The sequence below is a fragment of the Nocardioides flavescens genome, from assembly GCF_009823805.1.
GTDB classification, from domain to species: Bacteria; Actinomycetota; Actinomycetes; order Propionibacteriales; family Nocardioidaceae; genus Nocardioides; species Nocardioides flavescens.
The window spans coordinates 91,462-108,172 of record NZ_WUEK01000013.1; the positions used below are offsets into that span (position 1 = coordinate 91,462).

The 16,711-nt window shown below is 73.2% G+C and carries 19 protein-coding genes; 8 read left to right on the forward strand and 11 right to left on the reverse strand.

From position 1 onward, the window contains the following. Positions 1–3: 3 nt before the first annotated feature. The 5 genes from GRQ65_RS23555 to rsmI form a co-directional block, all read right to left on the reverse strand. Positions 4–630, reverse strand: a complete 627-nt coding sequence (locus GRQ65_RS23555; RefSeq protein ID WP_160879499.1) for a resuscitation-promoting factor — start codon at positions 628–630, stop codon at positions 4–6. A 57-nt stretch (positions 631–687) separates the two neighbouring features. Next, positions 688–1,809: a transglycosylase family protein gene (locus GRQ65_RS23560; RefSeq protein ID WP_160879500.1), complete on the reverse strand. Its 1,122-nt coding sequence runs from the start codon at positions 1,807–1,809 to the stop codon at positions 688–690. A gap of 61 nt (positions 1,810–1,870) precedes the next feature. Then, entirely contained in the window at positions 1,871–2,704 is an 834-nt protein-coding gene (locus tag GRQ65_RS18635; RefSeq protein ID WP_160879501.1) for a TatD family hydrolase, read from the reverse strand. Further along, positions 2,701–3,537, reverse strand: coding sequence for an alpha/beta fold hydrolase (locus GRQ65_RS18640; protein ID WP_160879502.1), 837 nt, complete (start codon positions 3,535–3,537; stop codon positions 2,701–2,703). The genes GRQ65_RS18635 and GRQ65_RS18640 overlap by 4 nt, the downstream gene beginning before the upstream one ends. Then, positions 3,534–4,385 (reverse strand): 16S rRNA (cytidine(1402)-2'-O)-methyltransferase, encoded by an 852-nt coding sequence (gene rsmI, locus GRQ65_RS18645; protein WP_160879503.1) that lies wholly within the window; start codon positions 4,383–4,385, stop codon positions 3,534–3,536. The genes GRQ65_RS18640 and rsmI overlap by 4 nt, the downstream gene beginning before the upstream one ends. A 33-nt stretch (positions 4,386–4,418) precedes the next feature. On the opposite strand from rsmI, the gene GRQ65_RS18650 reads away from it, so the two are divergent. Together GRQ65_RS18650 and GRQ65_RS18655 are read left to right on the forward strand one after the other, a co-directional pair. Continuing rightward, a complete protein-coding gene (locus GRQ65_RS18650) occupies positions 4,419–6,131 on the forward strand; it encodes a dolichyl-phosphate-mannose--protein mannosyltransferase (RefSeq protein ID WP_337191869.1) in 1,713 nt (570 codons plus the stop codon). Then, positions 6,131–6,538, forward strand: coding sequence for a pyridoxamine 5'-phosphate oxidase family protein (locus tag GRQ65_RS18655; protein WP_160879505.1), 408 nt, complete (start codon positions 6,131–6,133; stop codon positions 6,536–6,538). Before GRQ65_RS18650 ends, GRQ65_RS18655 begins: the two co-directional genes overlap by 1 nt. Position 6,539: 1 nt before the next feature. Here GRQ65_RS18655 and GRQ65_RS18660 read toward each other — a convergent pair whose 3' ends face one another. From GRQ65_RS18660 to GRQ65_RS18675, 4 genes are all read right to left on the reverse strand, one after another. Beyond that, positions 6,540–7,388, reverse strand: coding sequence for an alpha/beta hydrolase family protein (locus GRQ65_RS18660; protein WP_160879506.1), 849 nt, complete (start codon positions 7,386–7,388; stop codon positions 6,540–6,542). 59 nt (positions 7,389–7,447) lie between these two features. After that, positions 7,448–7,747, reverse strand: a complete 300-nt coding sequence (locus GRQ65_RS23020; protein WP_160879507.1) for a sigma factor-like helix-turn-helix DNA-binding protein — start codon at positions 7,745–7,747, stop codon at positions 7,448–7,450. A 131-nt stretch (positions 7,748–7,878) separates the two neighbouring features. After that, positions 7,879–9,042 (reverse strand): CDP-glycerol glycerophosphotransferase family protein, encoded by a 1,164-nt coding sequence (locus GRQ65_RS18670; protein ID WP_160879508.1) that lies wholly within the window; start codon positions 9,040–9,042, stop codon positions 7,879–7,881. A gap of 65 nt (positions 9,043–9,107) precedes the next feature. Next, positions 9,108–9,248 carry a hypothetical protein gene (locus GRQ65_RS18675; RefSeq protein ID WP_160879509.1) on the reverse strand — a complete coding sequence of 47 codons (141 nt, stop codon included), beginning with the start codon at positions 9,246–9,248 and terminating at the stop codon, positions 9,108–9,110. A gap of 48 nt (positions 9,249–9,296) precedes the next feature. Here GRQ65_RS18675 and GRQ65_RS18680 point away from each other — a divergent pair, with 48 nt between their 5' ends. The 6 genes from GRQ65_RS18680 (at position 9,297) to GRQ65_RS18705 (ending at position 15,370) form a co-directional block, all read left to right on the forward strand. Next, the gene (locus GRQ65_RS18680) at positions 9,297–9,500 is read left to right on the forward strand and encodes a hypothetical protein (RefSeq protein WP_160879510.1); all 204 of its coding nucleotides are present in this window, start codon (positions 9,297–9,299) and stop codon (positions 9,498–9,500) included. 57 nt (positions 9,501–9,557) lie between these two features. Next, positions 9,558–10,094: a PadR family transcriptional regulator gene (locus tag GRQ65_RS18685; RefSeq protein ID WP_160879511.1), complete on the forward strand. Its 537-nt coding sequence runs from the start codon at positions 9,558–9,560 to the stop codon at positions 10,092–10,094. Further along, positions 10,091–10,783: an ABC transporter ATP-binding protein gene (locus tag GRQ65_RS18690; RefSeq protein WP_160879512.1), complete on the forward strand. Its 693-nt coding sequence runs from the start codon at positions 10,091–10,093 to the stop codon at positions 10,781–10,783. Before GRQ65_RS18685 ends, GRQ65_RS18690 begins: the two co-directional genes overlap by 4 nt. Beyond that, positions 10,780–12,090, forward strand: a complete 1,311-nt coding sequence (locus tag GRQ65_RS18695; protein WP_160879513.1) for a hypothetical protein — start codon at positions 10,780–10,782, stop codon at positions 12,088–12,090. Before GRQ65_RS18690 ends, GRQ65_RS18695 begins: the two co-directional genes overlap by 4 nt. A gap of 191 nt (positions 12,091–12,281) precedes the next feature. Then, on the forward strand, positions 12,282–14,399 hold the full coding sequence (locus tag GRQ65_RS18700; RefSeq protein ID WP_160879514.1) for an endo-1,4-beta-xylanase: 2,118 nt from the start codon (positions 12,282–12,284) through the stop codon (positions 14,397–14,399). Positions 14,400–14,485: 86 nt separating this feature from the next. Then, positions 14,486–15,370, forward strand: a complete 885-nt coding sequence (locus GRQ65_RS18705; RefSeq protein WP_160879515.1) for an aldo/keto reductase — start codon at positions 14,486–14,488, stop codon at positions 15,368–15,370. On the opposite strand, the gene GRQ65_RS18710 is transcribed toward GRQ65_RS18705, so the two are convergent. After that, a complete protein-coding gene (locus GRQ65_RS18710) occupies positions 15,333–16,205 on the reverse strand; it encodes a phosphatase PAP2 family protein (RefSeq protein WP_160879516.1) in 873 nt (290 codons plus the stop codon). The two genes, GRQ65_RS18705 and GRQ65_RS18710, sit on opposite strands and share 38 nt — an antisense overlap. After that, a complete protein-coding gene (locus GRQ65_RS18715) occupies positions 16,202–16,702 on the reverse strand; it encodes a glycosyl-4,4'-diaponeurosporenoate acyltransferase CrtO family protein (protein ID WP_160879517.1) in 501 nt (166 codons plus the stop codon). Before GRQ65_RS18715 ends, GRQ65_RS18710 begins: the two co-directional genes overlap by 4 nt. Between the last annotated feature and the right edge of the window lie 9 nt (positions 16,703–16,711).

The following is a 16,711-nucleotide window of genomic DNA, read 5'->3' on the forward strand; positions in this document are numbered from 1 at the left end:
TGCTCAGGTGGGCAGGCCGAGCTTGGCCGCGCAGGCCGGCCAGGCGCCGTAGCCGCCCTGAGCGTTGCGCAGCTTGGTCGCGATGCGGATCTGCTCCTCGCGGCTGTGCTGGCTCGGCAGGCCGGTGCCGCCGTACGCGCGCCACGTGCCGAGGCTGAACTGCAGGCCGCCGTAGTAGCCGTTGCCGGTGTTGATCGACCAGTTGCCGCCCGACTCGCAGTTGGCGAGGGCGTCCCACGGGCCGGCGGGCACGGCGGTGCCGACCATGACGACGCGCGGCTTCGAGCGCTGGATGACGTCGAGGGTGCGGATCTTGCGGCTGAGGATCTGGCCGTTGCGGATGCGGAAGACGTAGACGGCCTCGCGGATGCCGGGGCGGCCCTTGCTGATGACCTTGGTGGTGCCGGCCTTCATCTTGGGGTTCTCGCGCTCGACGGGCGGGAGGCGGAACCGGTCGCGCGGGTGGTGCTTCTTGACCTTGTGGACCTTGCCGAGGACGTTGCCGGCGGTGCCGTCGGGGCCGTCACTGGGCCGCGCCGAGGCGGCACCCGGGGCACCCACGACGAGCGTGGAGCCGAGCGCGGCGGCGGCGAGCAGGGTGGCTGTTCTGGAGGCTGTTCGAGAGAACATGGGCATCGACAAGACCAGTAAGTCGATAGAGACGCAAATTTGACGACGCGGAGATCGTCAGCGCGGCAGGCCGAGCTTGGCGGCGCAGCCGGGCCACGCGCCGTACCCGCCGGCGGCGTCGCGCAGCTTCGTCGCGATGGCGATCTGGGTCTCGCGGCTGGCGTTCGAGGGCAGCCCGGTGCCGCCCCAGTGCTGCCAGGTGGAGAGGTTGAACTGCAGACCGCCGTAGTAGCCGTTGCCGGTGTTGATGGCCCAGTTGCCGCCCGACTCGCACTGCGCGAGCCGGTCCCAGACGCCGTAGTCGAGGGTCTGCGTGCCGACGCTGACCACCTCGTCGACGGGCTCGCTCAGCACCTTCTGGCCCACGACGGACCGCTTGACCTCGACGCCGTTCTTGGTCGTCACCTCGTACCGCACGCTGCGCACGCCGTCGCGGCCCGGCGTGACGACGCTCGTGTCGCCGACGTACGTCGAGTCGTCGGGCTCCTCGACGGTGGCGAAGGGCACGGCCTCGCGGCGGACCCGCTCGTAGGCCACGTCGATGTCGGTGAAGGCGAAGCGGTCGCCGTCGGCCAGCGGCTCGTCGAGCCCCGGCACGGTGCGGTCGTGCTCGTCGACCTCGACGCCGAGCTGGGCGAGCGCCTCGCGCGGGGTGAGGGCGGTGAGCACCTCCTTGGTCGGCTCGGCCCCCGCCAGGCGCACCATCAGGCGCTTGGGGGTCACCACCGACAGGCTCACGCCGTCGCGCGGGATGGACGAGCTGCGGCTCATCGACAGCGCCGCGCGGCCGTACGGCGTCCCGAGGGACTTGAGGGCCGCCGAGACGTCGGTCTCGGTCGTCCAGTGCACGCTCTCCTGGCCGTCGACCGTCAGCCGCACCTCGCGGCCGGTGCGGACCGTGACGTGGCTGCCGTCCTCGACGCGGCTGTCGAGGCCGGGGGCGACGACGTCGTGGGGCCCGAGCGTGATCCCCTCGTCGCGCAGCACGTCGGCGACCGTGTCGCCGCTCGCGACCACCTCGGTGGACCGCCCGTCGACGTCGAGGCGGACCTCGGACGTCAGGCCGCGGTAGCCCACGACGCTGGTCGCGACGGCCGCCACGACGACCGTCGCCAGGCCCCCGACGACCGCGGGACGGGCCGCGGCGCGGCGCAGGAACCCGGTTGAACGTTCAGCCACGGTCGACCACTGTTCGTGACGAGCCGGGCGAGGTCAAACCCTCGGCGGTGAGCAGGGCTCCCTACCACGCCCCCCCGAAGGCCCTCTCGGTGTTGGCGTCGAGGGCCTCGCACAGCGTCTCGAGGTCGTCGCCGCGCACCTCGGCCATGGCCCGAACGGTGATGGGGACCATCGTCGAGGCATTGGTGCGTCCGCGGTGCGGCGACGGGGTGAGGTACGGCGCGTCCGTCTCGACCAGGACCCGGTCCAGCGGCGTCGCGGCGAGCGCGGCCCGCACCGGGTCGGCGTTCTTGAACGTCACGGTGCCGGCGAAGGAGAGGTGGGCGCCGAGGTCGAGACAGGCCCGGGCGAACGCCGCGTCGCCGGAGAAGCAGTGCATCACCCAGCGCTCGGGCGCGCCCTCGTCGCGCAGCACCTCGAGGACCTGCTCGTGCGCGTCGCGGTCGTGGATGACCAGCGTCTTGTCGAGCCGCTTGGCGAGGTCGACGTGGCGGCGGAACGACTCGACCTGCACCGCCATCCCCTCGGGGCCGGTGCGGAAGGTGTCGAGCCCGGTCTCCCCCACCGCCCTCACCTTGTCGTGGGCCCCGGCGAGCGCCTCGATCTCGGCCATCGCCGCGTCGAGGTCGGCCAGCCGCGGCGCCTCGTTGGGGTGCAGCGCGACCCCCGCGACCAGGGCGTCGTGGGTGGCCGCGGCCTCGACGGCCCAGCGCGCCCCGGGCAGGTCGCAGCCGATCTGCACGATGCGCGGGACGCCGACGGCGGCCGCCGCGGCCAGCGCCTCCTCGACGGGGACGGCCGGCTCCTCACCGCGCGCGATGTCGAGGTGGCAGTGGTTGTCGACGACGGGGTGCGGCAGCGGTCCGGGGGACGGCGGGATCCCGGTCCCGCTCACACGGACCCGATCCGCTCGAGCACGGCCTCGGCGAGCGCCTCGGGCGCCTGGGTGGGGATCCAGTGGGTGACGCCCTCGAGCACGACGAGCCGGTAGTCGGCCAGCACGAAGTCCGCGGTGCGGTCGACGCCGGACCGGGAGATGGCGGCGTCGCGGTCGCTCCACACCATCGTGGTGGGCACCCGCACCCGACCGCCGGCACCGCGCAGACCACCGAACGCCAGCGCGCGGTACCACCCCAGCCCACCGGGCAGCGCGCCCGCCTCGACGATCCCCCGGCGGTAGTGCTCGGCGTCCTCGGCGCTCATCCCCGCACGCCGCAGCCACGTGACGCCGCGGGGGCTCGAGAGCACCTTCTCGGGCAGGAAGGGCAGCTGGAAGGCCCCGATGTACCACGAGTCGAGCAGCTGACGAGAGCCCTTCACCGCCTGCGCGAACGCCACGGCGTGCGGCACCGAGACGGCGGTCCAGGTGCGCACGACGTCGCCGTGTCGCGCGGCGACGCCCCAGCCCACCGCCGAGCCCCAGTCGTGGCCGACGAGGTGCACGGGCCGTCCGATCCGCTCGATCAGGGCGGCGACGTCGGCGACCAGCTCGGCGGCGACGTAGTCGCGGCGGCGCCGCGGCCGGGCGCCGGGCGAGTAGCCGCGCTGGTCGGGCGCGTAGGTGCGCAGCCCGGCCGCGTGCAGCAGCGGCTCGACCTTGCGCCAGGTCTCGGCCCGCTCGGGGAAGCCGTGGAGCAGCACCACCGGGTCGCCGTCCACGGGTCCGCGGTCGCGGACGTCGAAGACCAGCCCGTCGCGCTCGTACGACGTGATGCGGGTCTCGCTCATGACCGGTGCACCAGGTCGTAGACCTCGCGCTTGGGCACCCCGGCCGCGCGTGCGACCTCGGCGATGGCGTCCTTGCGGGACATCCCGGACTCCTCCCGTTCGGCGACCCGGGCGCGCAGGGCGTCGGGGTCGGTCTCCGGTGCCGGCGGCTGCGCGCCGGCGACCACGATCGTCACCTCGCCCCGTACCCCGTCACCCGCCCAGGCAGCCAGCTCGGCCAGCGGGCCGCGCCGGACCTCCTCGTGGGTCTTGGTGAGCTCGCGGCACACGGCGCCCGGCCGGTCGGCGCCCAGCGCCTCGGCCATCGCCTCGAGGGCGGCCTGCGTGCGGTGGGGGGCCTCGAAGAAGACCATCGTGCGCTCCTCCGCGGCCAGCCCCGCGAGCCGCCGCGACCGCTCGCCCGCCTTGCGCGGCAGGAACCCCTCGAAGCAGAACCGGTCGACCGGCAGGCCGGAGACCGCGAGCGCGGTGAGCACCGCGGAGGGGCCGGGCACCGCGGTGACCGCGACGCCCGCCTCGACGCAGGCGGCCACCAGGCGGTACCCGGGGTCGCTGACGCTGGGCATCCCGGCGTCGGTCACGAGCAGCACGCGAGCACCGCCGAGCAGCTCCTCGAGCAGGGCCGGGGTGCGGGCGGACTCGTTGCCCTCGAAGTACGACACGACGCGGCCGCCCACCTCGACGCCGAGGTCGGTGGTGAGCCGGCGCAGCCGGCGGGTGTCCTCGGCGGCCACGACGTCGGCTCCGGCGAGCTCGGCGGCGAGGCGCGGCGGGGCGTCCTCGACGCGACCGATCGGCGTCGCCGCCAGGACCAGCAGGCCGGCGGCGCCTCCGGCGTCTGCTCCCATGCCCCGATCATGGCAGCCCGTACGCTTCCGGACGTGACCACGGCCCCGACGCTCCCCCCGCAGGAGGAGCTCGAGTCGCTCGGCGGCCCGACCGCCTGGGAGCGCGCGCGGCGCCGGGTCGACCTCGAGGACCCCGTCGTCGGCTGGGCGGCCGCGCTCGGCCTCACACTGTTCGCGCTCTTCCTGCGGCTGTGGAAGCTCGGGACGCCGCACGAGTTCGAGTTCGACGAGACCTACTACGCCAAGGACGCGTGGTCGCTGCTGCACTTCGGCTACGCCCAGTCCTACGTCGACGGCGCCAACGACCAGATCCTCGCCGGCAACGTCGACGGCCAGTGGACGGGCGACCCGTCGATGGTGGTGCACCCCGAGGTCGGCAAGTGGCTGATCGCGCTGGGCGAGAAGGCCTTCGGGATGGACCCGTTCGGCTGGCGCGTCGCCTCGGCCGTCGTCGGCGCGCTGATGATCCTGCTGATGTGCCGCCTGGTGCGCCGGATGACGGGCTCGACCATGCTCGGCCTGGTCGCGGGGCTGCTGCTGAGCCTGGACGGCCTGCAGTTCGTGCTCTCCCGCCTCGCGCTGCTCGACATCTTCCTGGCCTTCTTCATCCTGCTGGCCGTGCACTGCCTCGTCGCCGACCGGCAGTGGCTGCGCCGCCGCATGGCCGAGCGGGTGACCACGCAGCTCGACGGCTCGTCGTGGGGGCCCGTGCGCGGACTGCTGTTCCGCCCCTGGCTGCTGGCCAGCGGGGTCGCCTGGGGTCTCGCGATCGGCACGAAGTGGACCGCGCTCTACCCGCTCGCGGCGTTCGGCGTGCTCACCTGGCTGTGGAGCGCGGGCGCGCGCCGCTCGTTCGGCGTGCGCTGGGCGACGCTGCGCTCGGTGCTCACCGACGGCCTGCCGGCGTTCGTGCACCTCGTCGTCGTGGCGGCGCTCGTCTACACCGTGAGCTGGACCGGCTGGCTGATGCACGCGGGTGAGTACGAGCGGGCGCTGTCGTCGACGCAGTACACCCAGTTCGTCAAGGAGCGGCCCTGCACCGGCACCGGCGACGAGCGCCAGGAGAACAACCTCGACGACAGCGGCAAGCGCTGGCCCACCGCCACCGAGCCCGACGCCAGCGGTCTCGGCGAGGTGTGGCAGTCGCTGCGCTCGCTGGCCAGCTACCACCACGACGTCTACACCTTCCACACCCACTACCTGAACTGCTCCAGCCACCCCTACGCCTCGGCGCCCTCGGGCTGGCCCGTCCTCAACCGGCCGGTCGGGGTCGCCGCCGACACCGACATCCAGCCGGGCACCCGCGGCTGCGACGCCGCGGCCGGCAGCACGTGCCTCAAGCAGGTGCTGCTCATCGGGACGCCGACGATCTGGTGGGGCGGCGTGGTCGCACTGCTCTTCGCGCTGCTGATGTGGGTGGGGGCACGCGACTGGCGCTTCGGCGTCGCGGTCGTCGGCGCCGCGTCGACGTGGCTGCCGTGGCTGCTCTACGACTCCCGGCCGATCTTCAGCTTCTACGCCGTCGCCTACCTGCCGTTCGTGGTGCTCGCGCTGACGCTGGCCTTCGGCACGATGATCGGGCCGTCGCGCACCCCCTCGCGCCGGCGCACGGTCGGAGTGGTCGTCGCCGGCTCCTTCGTGGTGCTGACCGTGCTCAACTTCGCGTGGTTCTGGCCGATCTTCACCGACCAGCTCCTGACCCGCGGCGAGTGGCTCGACCGCGTGTGGTTCCAGAGGTGGATCTGATGAGCTCCTTCACTCCCGGCTGGGGCGCGTGGCCGCCCGCGCTGCTCGACTTCCTGACCGAGCGGCACCTCGCCACGCTCACCACGCTGCGCCGCGACGGCACCCCGCACGTGGTGCCGGTCGGCGTCGTGCTCGACCACGAGCAGGAGTGCGCGTGGGTCATCACCGACGGCGGCTCGGCCAAGGCCCGCCACCTCGCAGAGCCCGCACCCGTGGCGGTCGCGTCCGTCGAGGGGCGTCACTGGGCGACGATCGAGGGCACCGCGGTCGCGCGCAGCGACCAGGAGTCGGTCGCGCGCGCCTGCGAGCGGTACGCCGCGCGCTACCGCCAGCCGCGCGAGAACCCCACCCGGGTCGCGCTGCGCATCGAGGTCTCCCGCGTGCTCTGCAGCGGCTCGCTGCTCTGAGTCAGGCGGGGTCGGCTTGGGGCTCGGCGTTCGCGCAGGACGCGGCGAAGCTGAGCAGGTCGTCGATGTCGAAGTGCGACGGGTCGTCGTGGGTGCCGCTGACCGTGAGCACGCTGACGTCCGCGCCGCGCTGCTGCAGCGCGGCGGCGACGCGGCCGGTGTTCTCCGACTCGCGCACCCAGGTGTCGTCGGGCGAGGTCACCATCCGGTAGCGGGTCTGGGTCGGGAGGTCGTCGACCACGTTGACCGGGTTGCGGTCGAAGGGCACGTCGCCGCCGTAGGCCTCGCGGATGATCCGCGGCCCACCGGGGACGTTCTGCATCTTGGTCAGGTCGAGCGCCGGCTTCACGCCGTACCAGCACGGCGGCTCGGCGACGTTGCCGTGGACCATGGCGTTGACCGACACCGCGCCGCCCATGGAGCCCGAGACCCACAGGCGCACGGGGACGCCGCCGGTCTCCTGCTCGGCCCAGGCCAGGAGGTTCTCGGTGTCGGCGGTGGACGCCTCGTTGCCCCAGGAGTCGGTGTGGAAGTCGGAGGCCGCGACGATCCAGCCCGCCTGCACCAGCGACTGCAACCACGGCTCGTCCATGCGGTTGTCGACGCCGCCGTTCTGGCCGTGGAAGAAGACGGCGATGCCGACGGGCGAGTCGGTCGGCGGCATCGAGAGCCGCACGTCCTGACCCTTCACCCGGCCGTAGACCACCGAGCCGACGGGAGCGTCGGCGGTGGCGGTCGCGGTGGCCAGCACGAACAGCGCGGCGAGGACCAGGGCGAGCGGACGGATGCGGAAGAACGCACCGAGGAACGAGCGGGCGCGACCGCTCCCCACCACCCCCGTCACTGGCATGCCCCCATCATCGCCGATGACCGGTCAACGGTCACGACGGGACCGGGTCACGCCCCCGGTCACGCTCCCAGCACGGCCGCCACGGTCTGGACCGGCAGCGCCGGCACCTCCCAGGGGTGCACGTCACCGCGGCGGTGACGGGCGCGCGAGACCGCCTCGACGATCACCCGCTGGACGTGGTCGACGCCGAGCCCGACGTGCTGCGCGATCTCGTCGGCGGACCAGTCGTGGAACAGGCGCAGCTCGACGACCTGGCGCTGGGTGGCACCGAGCTCCAGCACGCAGGCGCGCAGCAGGAGCCGCTCGAGCGCGGCCTCGTGGGCCTCGTCGACGGGTCGGGCAGTGGGGGTGAGTGGCACGGGGGAGCACCGGGTTCTGCGAGGGAGGGGGTGTGAGTCCCGCGGGCGCACCCGAGCGGCAGCGGTCCTCACGCTGCACGCTACGCGGCCACAGTGGCCGATGCAAACGTTTGCCCGACCTTGACGGCCCCTCAGGCGGTCTCGGCACTCCCCCGGTGGGGCACGCCGGCCAGCTGGTCGCGACGTACGACGAGCCCCGAGACCGTGGTGAGGAACCGCTCGGTGCTCTCCCCCGGCGCCAGGTCGTCGAAGTAGTGGCGGCGCATCGCGACCCGGGCGAGGTGGTGCTCGTCGTGGTCGAGTCGTGCGGCGAGCAGGGCCGTGAGGGTGTCCATCGAGTCGGCGTCGACGACGTCGGCGCAGCGACTGACCGGCACCTCGCTGCGCAGCCGCTCGGCGTCACCGTGGCGGTCGGTCAGGACGATCGGCTTGTCGGTGCGCAGGAACAGCCAGTCCAGACCGACGGAGGAGACGTCGGTGACCATCGCGTCGCAGCGGCCCATGACGGCGAGGATGTCGCCGTCCAGCACCGCCACGTGGCCGGCCCCCGGGTCGAGCCGGTCGGCCTCCGCGAGGCGGTCGAGCACGGCCTGGTGGCCGGCCCGGATCGCCGGCGTCGGGCTCGTCACGACCTTGGGGTGGGGCTTGTAGACGAGGCGCACGTCGGGCAGCGCCAGCACCGACCCGGCGATCTGGTCGGCGAACAGGTCGACGCTGGTGTAGTCGTTGTAGTCGGCGTCGCCCTCCCACGTGGGGGCGTAGAGCACGGTGCGCCGCGGGCTCTCCGCGACGATCGGGGCGCGGTCGAGGTCGAGCTGGGGGCGCCCGACGCGCACGAGCCGGCTGCCGTCGTACTCCAGCAGCCCGGTGACGTGACGCTGCACGGCGGCCTCGCCCGCGACGAGGACGCGGTCGTAGGCCTTGGCGTTGTTGCTGGCCATGCTCTGCTTGTCGCTCTCGCCGTGGCCGATGTGGACGTGCAGGAAGCGCGAGTCCAGCAGCGAGTGGAAGTTGAGCATGGAGTTGTTGACGTAGAGCGCGACCTTGGGCGCGAGGGCGTCGTAGAGCTCCGCCAGCTCGGCGAACTCGGGCGCCAGCAGGACCGGCAGCCGTGTGCGGCGTCGCGCGACGGCCGCGGTGCGGGGATCTCGGGTGACGACGGCGACCTTGTGCACGGTGTCGAGGAGCTCGAGCACCGGGAGCCACTGCAGTAACTGGTAGACCCGGGTCGGGTCGTCGGGGTAGTAGGCCACGACCTCCACCGCGACGCCGACCGGGTCGGTCTGGTCCGTCACGAGCGAAGCATAGGAGCGGCGCGCCCCGAGGGGCGCGCCGGTCCGGGTGCTGTCTGCTGCAGCCGTCAGAGACGGCTGCGACCGCGCAGGTGGTTGGCGACGTAGATCGCCAGGGCGACGATGGCGAGGATGACAAGGATGGTCCACAGCATGGTGCAACTCCGTCCGTCGTTCGCGGGCACCGTTGCCTCGCGGTCACCGATCACTACCCGGTGGTGACCCTCGTCACACCTCGGGCGGGGTACCACCTCGACATGGCCGTCACCGTCAACCACCCCCAGCTCGGCAGCGCGAGCACCGAGACCCGCCACGAGCTGGGCACCAGCGTCATCGTCGAGGATGGCCACCTGCAGGTGCGCTCGAGCGAGAACGGCCTCGAGCACGCGATCGTCGCCATCTACGCCCCCGGCCAGTGGGCCTCGGCGATCGTCGACCTGCCGGCAGCGCCGCCCGCCTGAGGATATCTCCCCGCTCCCTATTCACTCGGTGTATACATCGGGTGTACTGTCCGTGGCATGGGAGCGAGCGAGGTGCTGCTCGGCCTGCTCGCCCGGGGCCCCGCGCACGGCTACGAGCTGAAGGCCGACCACGACGCGTGGTTCCCCTCGGCCAAGCCCCTGGCCTTCGGGCAGGTCTACGCGACCCTCGGCCGCCTGGAGCGTGACGCCCTGGTCGAGACCGTCGAGGTGCAGACCGGCTCCGGCCCCGAGCGCACCGTCTACGCCATCACGACCGGCGGTCGCGCCGCTCTCGACGCGTGGCTGGGCCAGGCCGAGGGCCCGGCCGAGCACGCCGCCGACGAGCTGGTCCGCAAGACGGTGACGGCGCTGCGGCTCGGCGTCGACCAGGCCGGGTTCCTGGCCCGCCAGGGCGAGGCGCACCTCGCCCTGATGCGACGCCTGACCCGCGAGCGCGAGACGACCACCGAGCCGGGGGCGCGACTCGCCCTCGACCACCGTCTCCTGCACCTCGACGCAGACCTGCGCTGGCTCGAGGAGACCCGGGCCCGCGTAGGCGACACGACGACCACGACAGACGGGGAGCAGCGATGACGGAGCACGACGGAGCGGTCCTGACGGGGACCGCCCTGCACAAGTCCTTCGGCGCGACACCCGCCCTGCGCGGGGTCGACGTCGCGATCGCGCCGGGCGAGCAGGTCGCGGTCACCGGGCCGAGCGGCAGCGGCAAGTCGACCCTCCTGCACTGTCTGGCCGGCGTGACCTCGCCCGACTCGGGCTTCGTCAGCCTGGCGGGCCACCGACTGGACTCGCTGAGCGAGCACCAGCGCACCCGGGTGAGAAGGGTCCGGATCGGCCTCGTGCTGCAGTTCGGTCAGCTCGTGCCCGACCTCACCGCTGTCGAGAACGTCGCCCTCCCTCTCCTCCTCGAGGGCCGCCGGCGCCCGGACGCCGAGCAGGCCGCCCGGGGCTGGCTCGAGCGGCTCGGGGTCGGCGACCGGGCCGACGTACGCCCCCTCGAACTGTCGGGCGGCGAGCAGCAGCGCGTCGCCATCGCCCGCGGGCTGGTCACCTCGCCCGACGTGGTGCTGGCCGACGAGCCCACCGGCGCCCTCGACACCGTCACCGGCGAGCAGGCTCTGCAGGTGCTCGTCGAGGCGACCCGCGAGACCGGCGCGGCCCTCGTCGTCGTCACCCACGACCACCGGGTCGCGGCCCACATGGAGCGCGGCATCGCGCTGCGCGACGGCCGCGTCGAGCTGGTGCGGGAGCCCGGCGCGTGAGGCCGCTGTGGGTCGCGGTGGTCGCCGGAGCCGGACAGCTGCGCGGCATCCTCGTCCTCCTCACCACCGCCCTCGTGTCGGGACTGCTCCTCGTCGCAGTCTCGTACGCACGACTCGGCGGCTGGGGCGGCTACCAGAGCACCTACGACGGCGGTGCGCCGCTGTTCGGTCCGGTGGCCGACCCGGGCACGCGGGGCGGCGCCATCCTCGGGGTGGTGCTGCTCTGCCTGCCGGTCGTGCTCCTGCTCGACCAGTGCGTGCGGCTCGGGTCCGCCGCGCAGCGGCGACGCTACGAGGCCCTCGCCGTCGCGGGGGCCAGCCGCCGCGACCTGCGCCGCTGGGGGGCGATCGAGACCGGGGTGCCCGCCGTGGCCGGTGCCGCGCTCGGGGTCGGCGTCTGGATCGTGATGCGGCAGGTCCTCGGCTACGGCCTGGCCACCTCCCCCGTCCGCGCCCTGGTGCCGACGGCGACCGGCCCGGGGTGGTGGACGCTGCTCGTGATCGTCCTGGTCGCGGCGTACGGCGTGCTGGTCGGGCAGCGCGCAGCGGCGCGCGCGAGTCGGCCGCCCCGGGCGCCGAAGAAGCCGCCGCGTCCCTGGGGTCTGCTCGTGCTGGGTGCCGCGGTCGCGCTCCTGGCACCGTGGATGAACACAGAGTCCGAGCTGCCGGGGCTCGCTGCGGTAGCGCTCGTCACCGTGGGCCTGGCGCTGACGACACCGTGGCTCGCCCACGTCATGGCCTCGCGGCTCCACGGGCGGACAGACGACCCTGCCGAACTCCTCGCCACGGCTCGGATCCGCGCCGACCACGGGGCAGCGGGCCGGGCGGCGGCCGCAGTCGGAGCAGTAGGGGCGACGTCCGGGGTCGCCGGCGCCCTGCTGGTGCGCGCCCTGACGGAGCAGTACGTCGACCTCTACATCGTGGTCCCGCTGCTCCTGGTGGGCTCCCTCGCCGCACTCGTCCTCGGGGTCATCACCTCGTCGCTCGCCCTCCACTCGATCGAGGCCACCCTGACCCGCGGTCGCGAGGTGGCGGCGCTCGTCGCGACCGGGGTCCCGCTCTCCACACTGGAGCGGGCCGTGGAGGCAGAGTGCCGGATCGTGACGATGCCGGTCACCACGGGTGCCGCCCTGTGCGGAGCGCTGGCCATCACCGCCCTGACCGCGTCTCCGTCAGCCCTGGTGGGCGGACTCGTCGGAGCCGCAGTCGTCGCGATCGGGCTCCGGTTCGCGGTCCGCTGCACGGCGCGCCTGACCGCGCCGTGGCTGCACCGCGCCGTTGCTCAGGGGAGCCTCCGCACGGCCTGAGAGCGTTCTCACCCATTTGGACGACAGGCGAACTAATTCGTCCGGACCCCTTGACCTGAGTCGTTGACGACGACAACGATGCTTGTGTCCGTCGTCACAGGTCAGCGTCGCCGACCGGACGGACTCCTCCCTCGATCGCCGCCGCGGCCTCGGCCCCGTCGGCGACCTCTCGGCACCCCAGGAGCTCCCGCATGTCGTTGCGCAGCATCACCAGGTGGACGGGGCTGGCGCTCGCGCTGAGCCTCGGTGCCGCCGCCCCGGTCCTCACGACCGCACCACCCGCTCAGGCCGTCGACCTCACCCTGCCCTCGCTGTGGCAGGCCTACCAGGACGACTTCATCTTCGGCACCTTCGGTGACTGGAGCAGCGAGCAGGCGCGGTACCACTACCGCACCAACAGCCCGGCCAACTCGCTCAAGCTCGATGCCCAGATCGGCAACAACCCGACCAACAGCCTGTCGCGGCAGACCTACGTCGCCGCGGTGGCACGCATCGATGCCGACACGAGCCTCTCCGAGGCGGAGAAGGCCGACGCGATCCAGGACGCCAACGAGCACGTCGTCCTGCAGCCCACCACGGGCAACGGCCAGTCCGAGGCCGTCCTGAAGGCGGTCCAGGCCTACAACGCGGCCAACGCGCTGCCGCCCGCGCAGCGCAAGGTGGTGCGCGCCCACGTGCTGGCCTGGCACGGCGGCCAGCAGCCCAACTACTTCTTCACCAACGGCTTCACCTACGACGCCGCCAACCCCGACTGGGCGAGCAAGCAGACGATGCTCAAGCGGCTCGACGACTACATCCGCCAGATGATGGCGAAGTACAAGCCCTACCAGGACGTCATCTACTCCTGGGACGTCGTCAACGAGGCCATCGACGACTACTCCGGGCAGATCCGCAACGCCCAGGACCCGCAGGTCGGCCAGTGGGGCCGGATCTTCCGCACCCCCTCGCTCGACGCCACCCCCGACGAGCGGCTGCGCGTCGAGTCGGCGTGGGTGCGTCAGGCCTTCGCTTCGGCGCGGAAGTGGTCGGCGGCCAACGGCGAGACCTGGAAGCTCTACTACAACGACTACCAGGACTCGAACAAGCTCTACGAGCCCAAGCTGAGCCAGACCATCAAGATGCTCCGACCGATCTACGCCGCCGGCAACATCGACGGCTACGGCATGCAGGGTCGCCTGTCCTCGGTCTACCCGAGCATCAACCAGCTGCGCGCCCAGGTGACCGCCGGGCTGACCGTGGCGAACGAGGTCTCGATCAGCGAGTCCGACATCCGCAGCGACTTCGAGCTGAACCCGGACTACGACGCCACCCAGCCCACCCGCCCGGTGACGGCCGCCGACGCCGACGACCCGCGCGGCCAGTGGCCGGCGTTCGGCTCCTGCTCGTGGGCCAACCGCACCGCGGCCAACGGCAACACCTTCGACACCTGCAACTCGCCGGTGCGCCGCATCCCCGACTGGGGCACCGGAACCAACACCCCGCTCGCCGACTCCCCGGCGATCATGACCCGCCAGGCCGACTACGCCGCCGACTGGATGGACCTGCTGCTGTCGTTCGGCGACAAGATCAAGGCCTACCAGTTCGACGGGTTGTCCGACACGAGCACCTTCAACCGCTTCGACGGCGCCCACCTGTGGTCGGGCGCGGCCGACCGGCACGAGAAGTACTCCTTCTTCTCCGTCCTCGGCGCCCCGGCGCGCAAGAAGATGCGCGCCGCCATCGCGGTCGACGCCGGGGACGCCGCGCGGTGGACGCCCGACAGCTGGTCGACGTACGCCGCCGCACGGCAGCGCGCGCAGTCGCTGGTCGGGGTGCGGATCTACACCATCGACGCCGTGAACGACGTGACCTCGGCGACCACCGCGCTCACCGAGGCCCGGCTCGCGCTGGTGCCGCGCCAGGGCACGACCGTCCCGCCGACGACCACGCCCACCACCCCCACCACGCCCACCACGCCCACGACCCCGGCCCCCACCGGGGCCAAGGGCACCGTGGCGGCGAAGGTGAAGGTCGTCCGCGCACCGCGGACCACCGCGCCCGGCCGGCTCCAGGTGCGACTGCGGACGCTCACCAGCCCGACCGGCTCCGCGGCCGGCGCGGGCACGGCACCGTCCGGCACGGTCACCGTCGAGCTGACCCACCGCGGTCGTACCGTCGAGCGCGTCGGCACCGTCGAGGACGGCGTCGTGCGGCTCAAGGTGCACCGGCTCGCCCGGGGCACCTGGAAGCTGACGCTCAGCTACGCCGGGTCCTCGGCGTACGAGCCGCTCGCGGAGCAGCGGGCCGGGAAGCTGCGCGTGCGCCGCTGACCGCTCCTCCGCCATCCACCAGCACGCCCCGGCCTCCCGGCCGGGGCGTGCTGTGCCGTGCGCCAGGGCGCGGGTACAGAACGCACATGAAGACACGCACACTCGGCAACGCGACCACCGGCACCGTCGAGGTCGGAGCGATCGGGCTCGGACTCATGACCTTCGACCAGACCGGCACCCAGCCCCGCCAGCAGCTGCTCGACACCGTCTCGGCGGCGCTCGAGGCCGGCGTGACGCTCTTCGACACCGCCGACGCCTACGGCCCCGGTGACGCGAAGGGCATCGACGCCCAGGGCGAGAACGAGCGCCTCATCGCCTCCCTGCTCGACGAGCTCGGCGTGCGCGACCAGGTGCTGCTCGCCACCAAGGGCGGCCACGTGCGCACCGACGGCGGGGGCTGGGACACCGACAGCAGCGCCGCGCACCTGCGCGCGGCCGTCGACCACTCGCTGCAGCGGCTCGGCGTCGACCAGATCGCCCTGTGGCAGCACCACCGCCCCGACCCGGACGTGGCCTACGACGAGGTGATCGAGACCCTCGCCGAGATCGCCGGCACCGGCAAGGTGCGGATGATCGGGCTCTCCAACGCCGACGAGCAGCAGATCCGGGCGGCCAAGGAGGTGCTGGGCGACGCACTGGTGAGCGTGCAGAACCAGTTCTCCCCCGCGTTCCGCAGCAGCCGCTCCGAGATCGACGTGTGCGCGGAGCTCGGTCTGGCGTTCCTGCCGTGGAGCCCGCTCGGCGGGCTCGGCGACGCCAAGGAGCTCGCCGACAAGCACCCGGCGTTCGCCCGCGTCGCGGAGGACCGCGGGGTCAGCCCCCAGCAGGTCGCGCTGGCCTGGGAGCTCGCGCAGTCGCCCGTCGTCATCCCGATCCCGGGTGCCAAGCGACCTCAGTCGGTCCGCGACTCCGCGCAGGCCGCGGACCTCGAGCTCACGTCCGAGGAGCTGTCGGCGCTCGACGCCGACTGACTGCCCGCGCGACCAGCGCTCCCGTCAGCACGGCGACCACCGCGGTCGCCCAGCCGGCGAGCACGTCGACCACGTAGTGCTCGCCGGTGTAGACGAGCGTCAGGCCCATCAGCAGCACGTACGCCGCCAGCGCGGCGCGGGCCGCGCGCCCGACGACCGGCCACAGGAACAGCGTGACCAGCAGGGCGCTGCCCGCGTGGAGCGACGGCATCGCGGCGACCGGGTTGCTGATGCCCTGCGCCAGCCCCAGCAGGTCGGCGACCGGCTGCAGGTGCAGCTGCTCCCAGCCGAGCGCGGAGAGTCGCTGCACCCCGTGCGGCCCGTCGCCGTACGTCATCCACGGCGGGGACGCGGGGTAGACGACGTAGCCGCCGATGCCGACGAGCGTGAAGGCCAGCAGCGTCACCAGCCACCGGGTGAAGCAGGCGCGCAGCGCGAACCACACGACAGCGGTGAGCACCGGGATGGCGACGAAGTGGGTCGCGTAGACCAGCGCCCCGACGGCGTCGTACCAGTGCGCACCGCCGTCGTGCAGACGCTCCTGGAGCCAGGACGACGGCAGGGTGCCGAAGAGCCAGCGGTCGGCGTCGGCGGGGGCCGTGGTGTGCAACGCGGCGCCGATCCGGTTGCGTGATCCGGCGGCGACCCCGTCGGCGTGCAGCGGTGCGCTCACCCACCCCGCGACGGCGTAGGCGAGCAGCAGCAGGCTGAGCGGCGACCAGGCGATGAGCAGCTGGGCGATCGGGCCGTGACGGGTCGCGCGTCTCGATGTCCGGTGACCCTGCGGGGGCGCGAGGTCGAGATCGAGGGGGCCGGTCGAGCGGACGACCGTCACGCGGTCGGGCCCGCACGCCGCGCGCGTCGCGCCTGCACCGAGACGATGCGGGCGCGGTTGTAGCGCTGGATCGCGATGAACGGCGCGTTGACCGCGACGCCGTAGCCCACCAGCACCCCGGCGGCCACCGGCGGGTTGAACAGCACGAACAACGGCCCGCACGCCATCGCCCACCAGTGGGCGAGCTCGGCGCGGCGCGTCTCGCGCACGAAGCGCGCGAGCCCGACGTCGTCGAGCGCGGGCAGCGCCCGTTTGGTCATGCCCCCGCGGAAGAGGTCCCCCGCCTCGGGCACGCGGTCCTTCCAGCGGTGGATGCGCACGTGCCGCCGGTACCACCCTCCGCCCTGCTCGAATCGTCGCAGTCGCAGGAGCCAGCCCTCCCGGCTCAGCCGCGCGTCGCCGAGCCGGTGTGCGGCGTAGCCCGTGAGGGCGTGGCACAGGGCCCACAGGGCGACGTCGAGCACCACCGTCCAGGCCTGGGGCAGGACCAGCCCCATCCCTAGTGG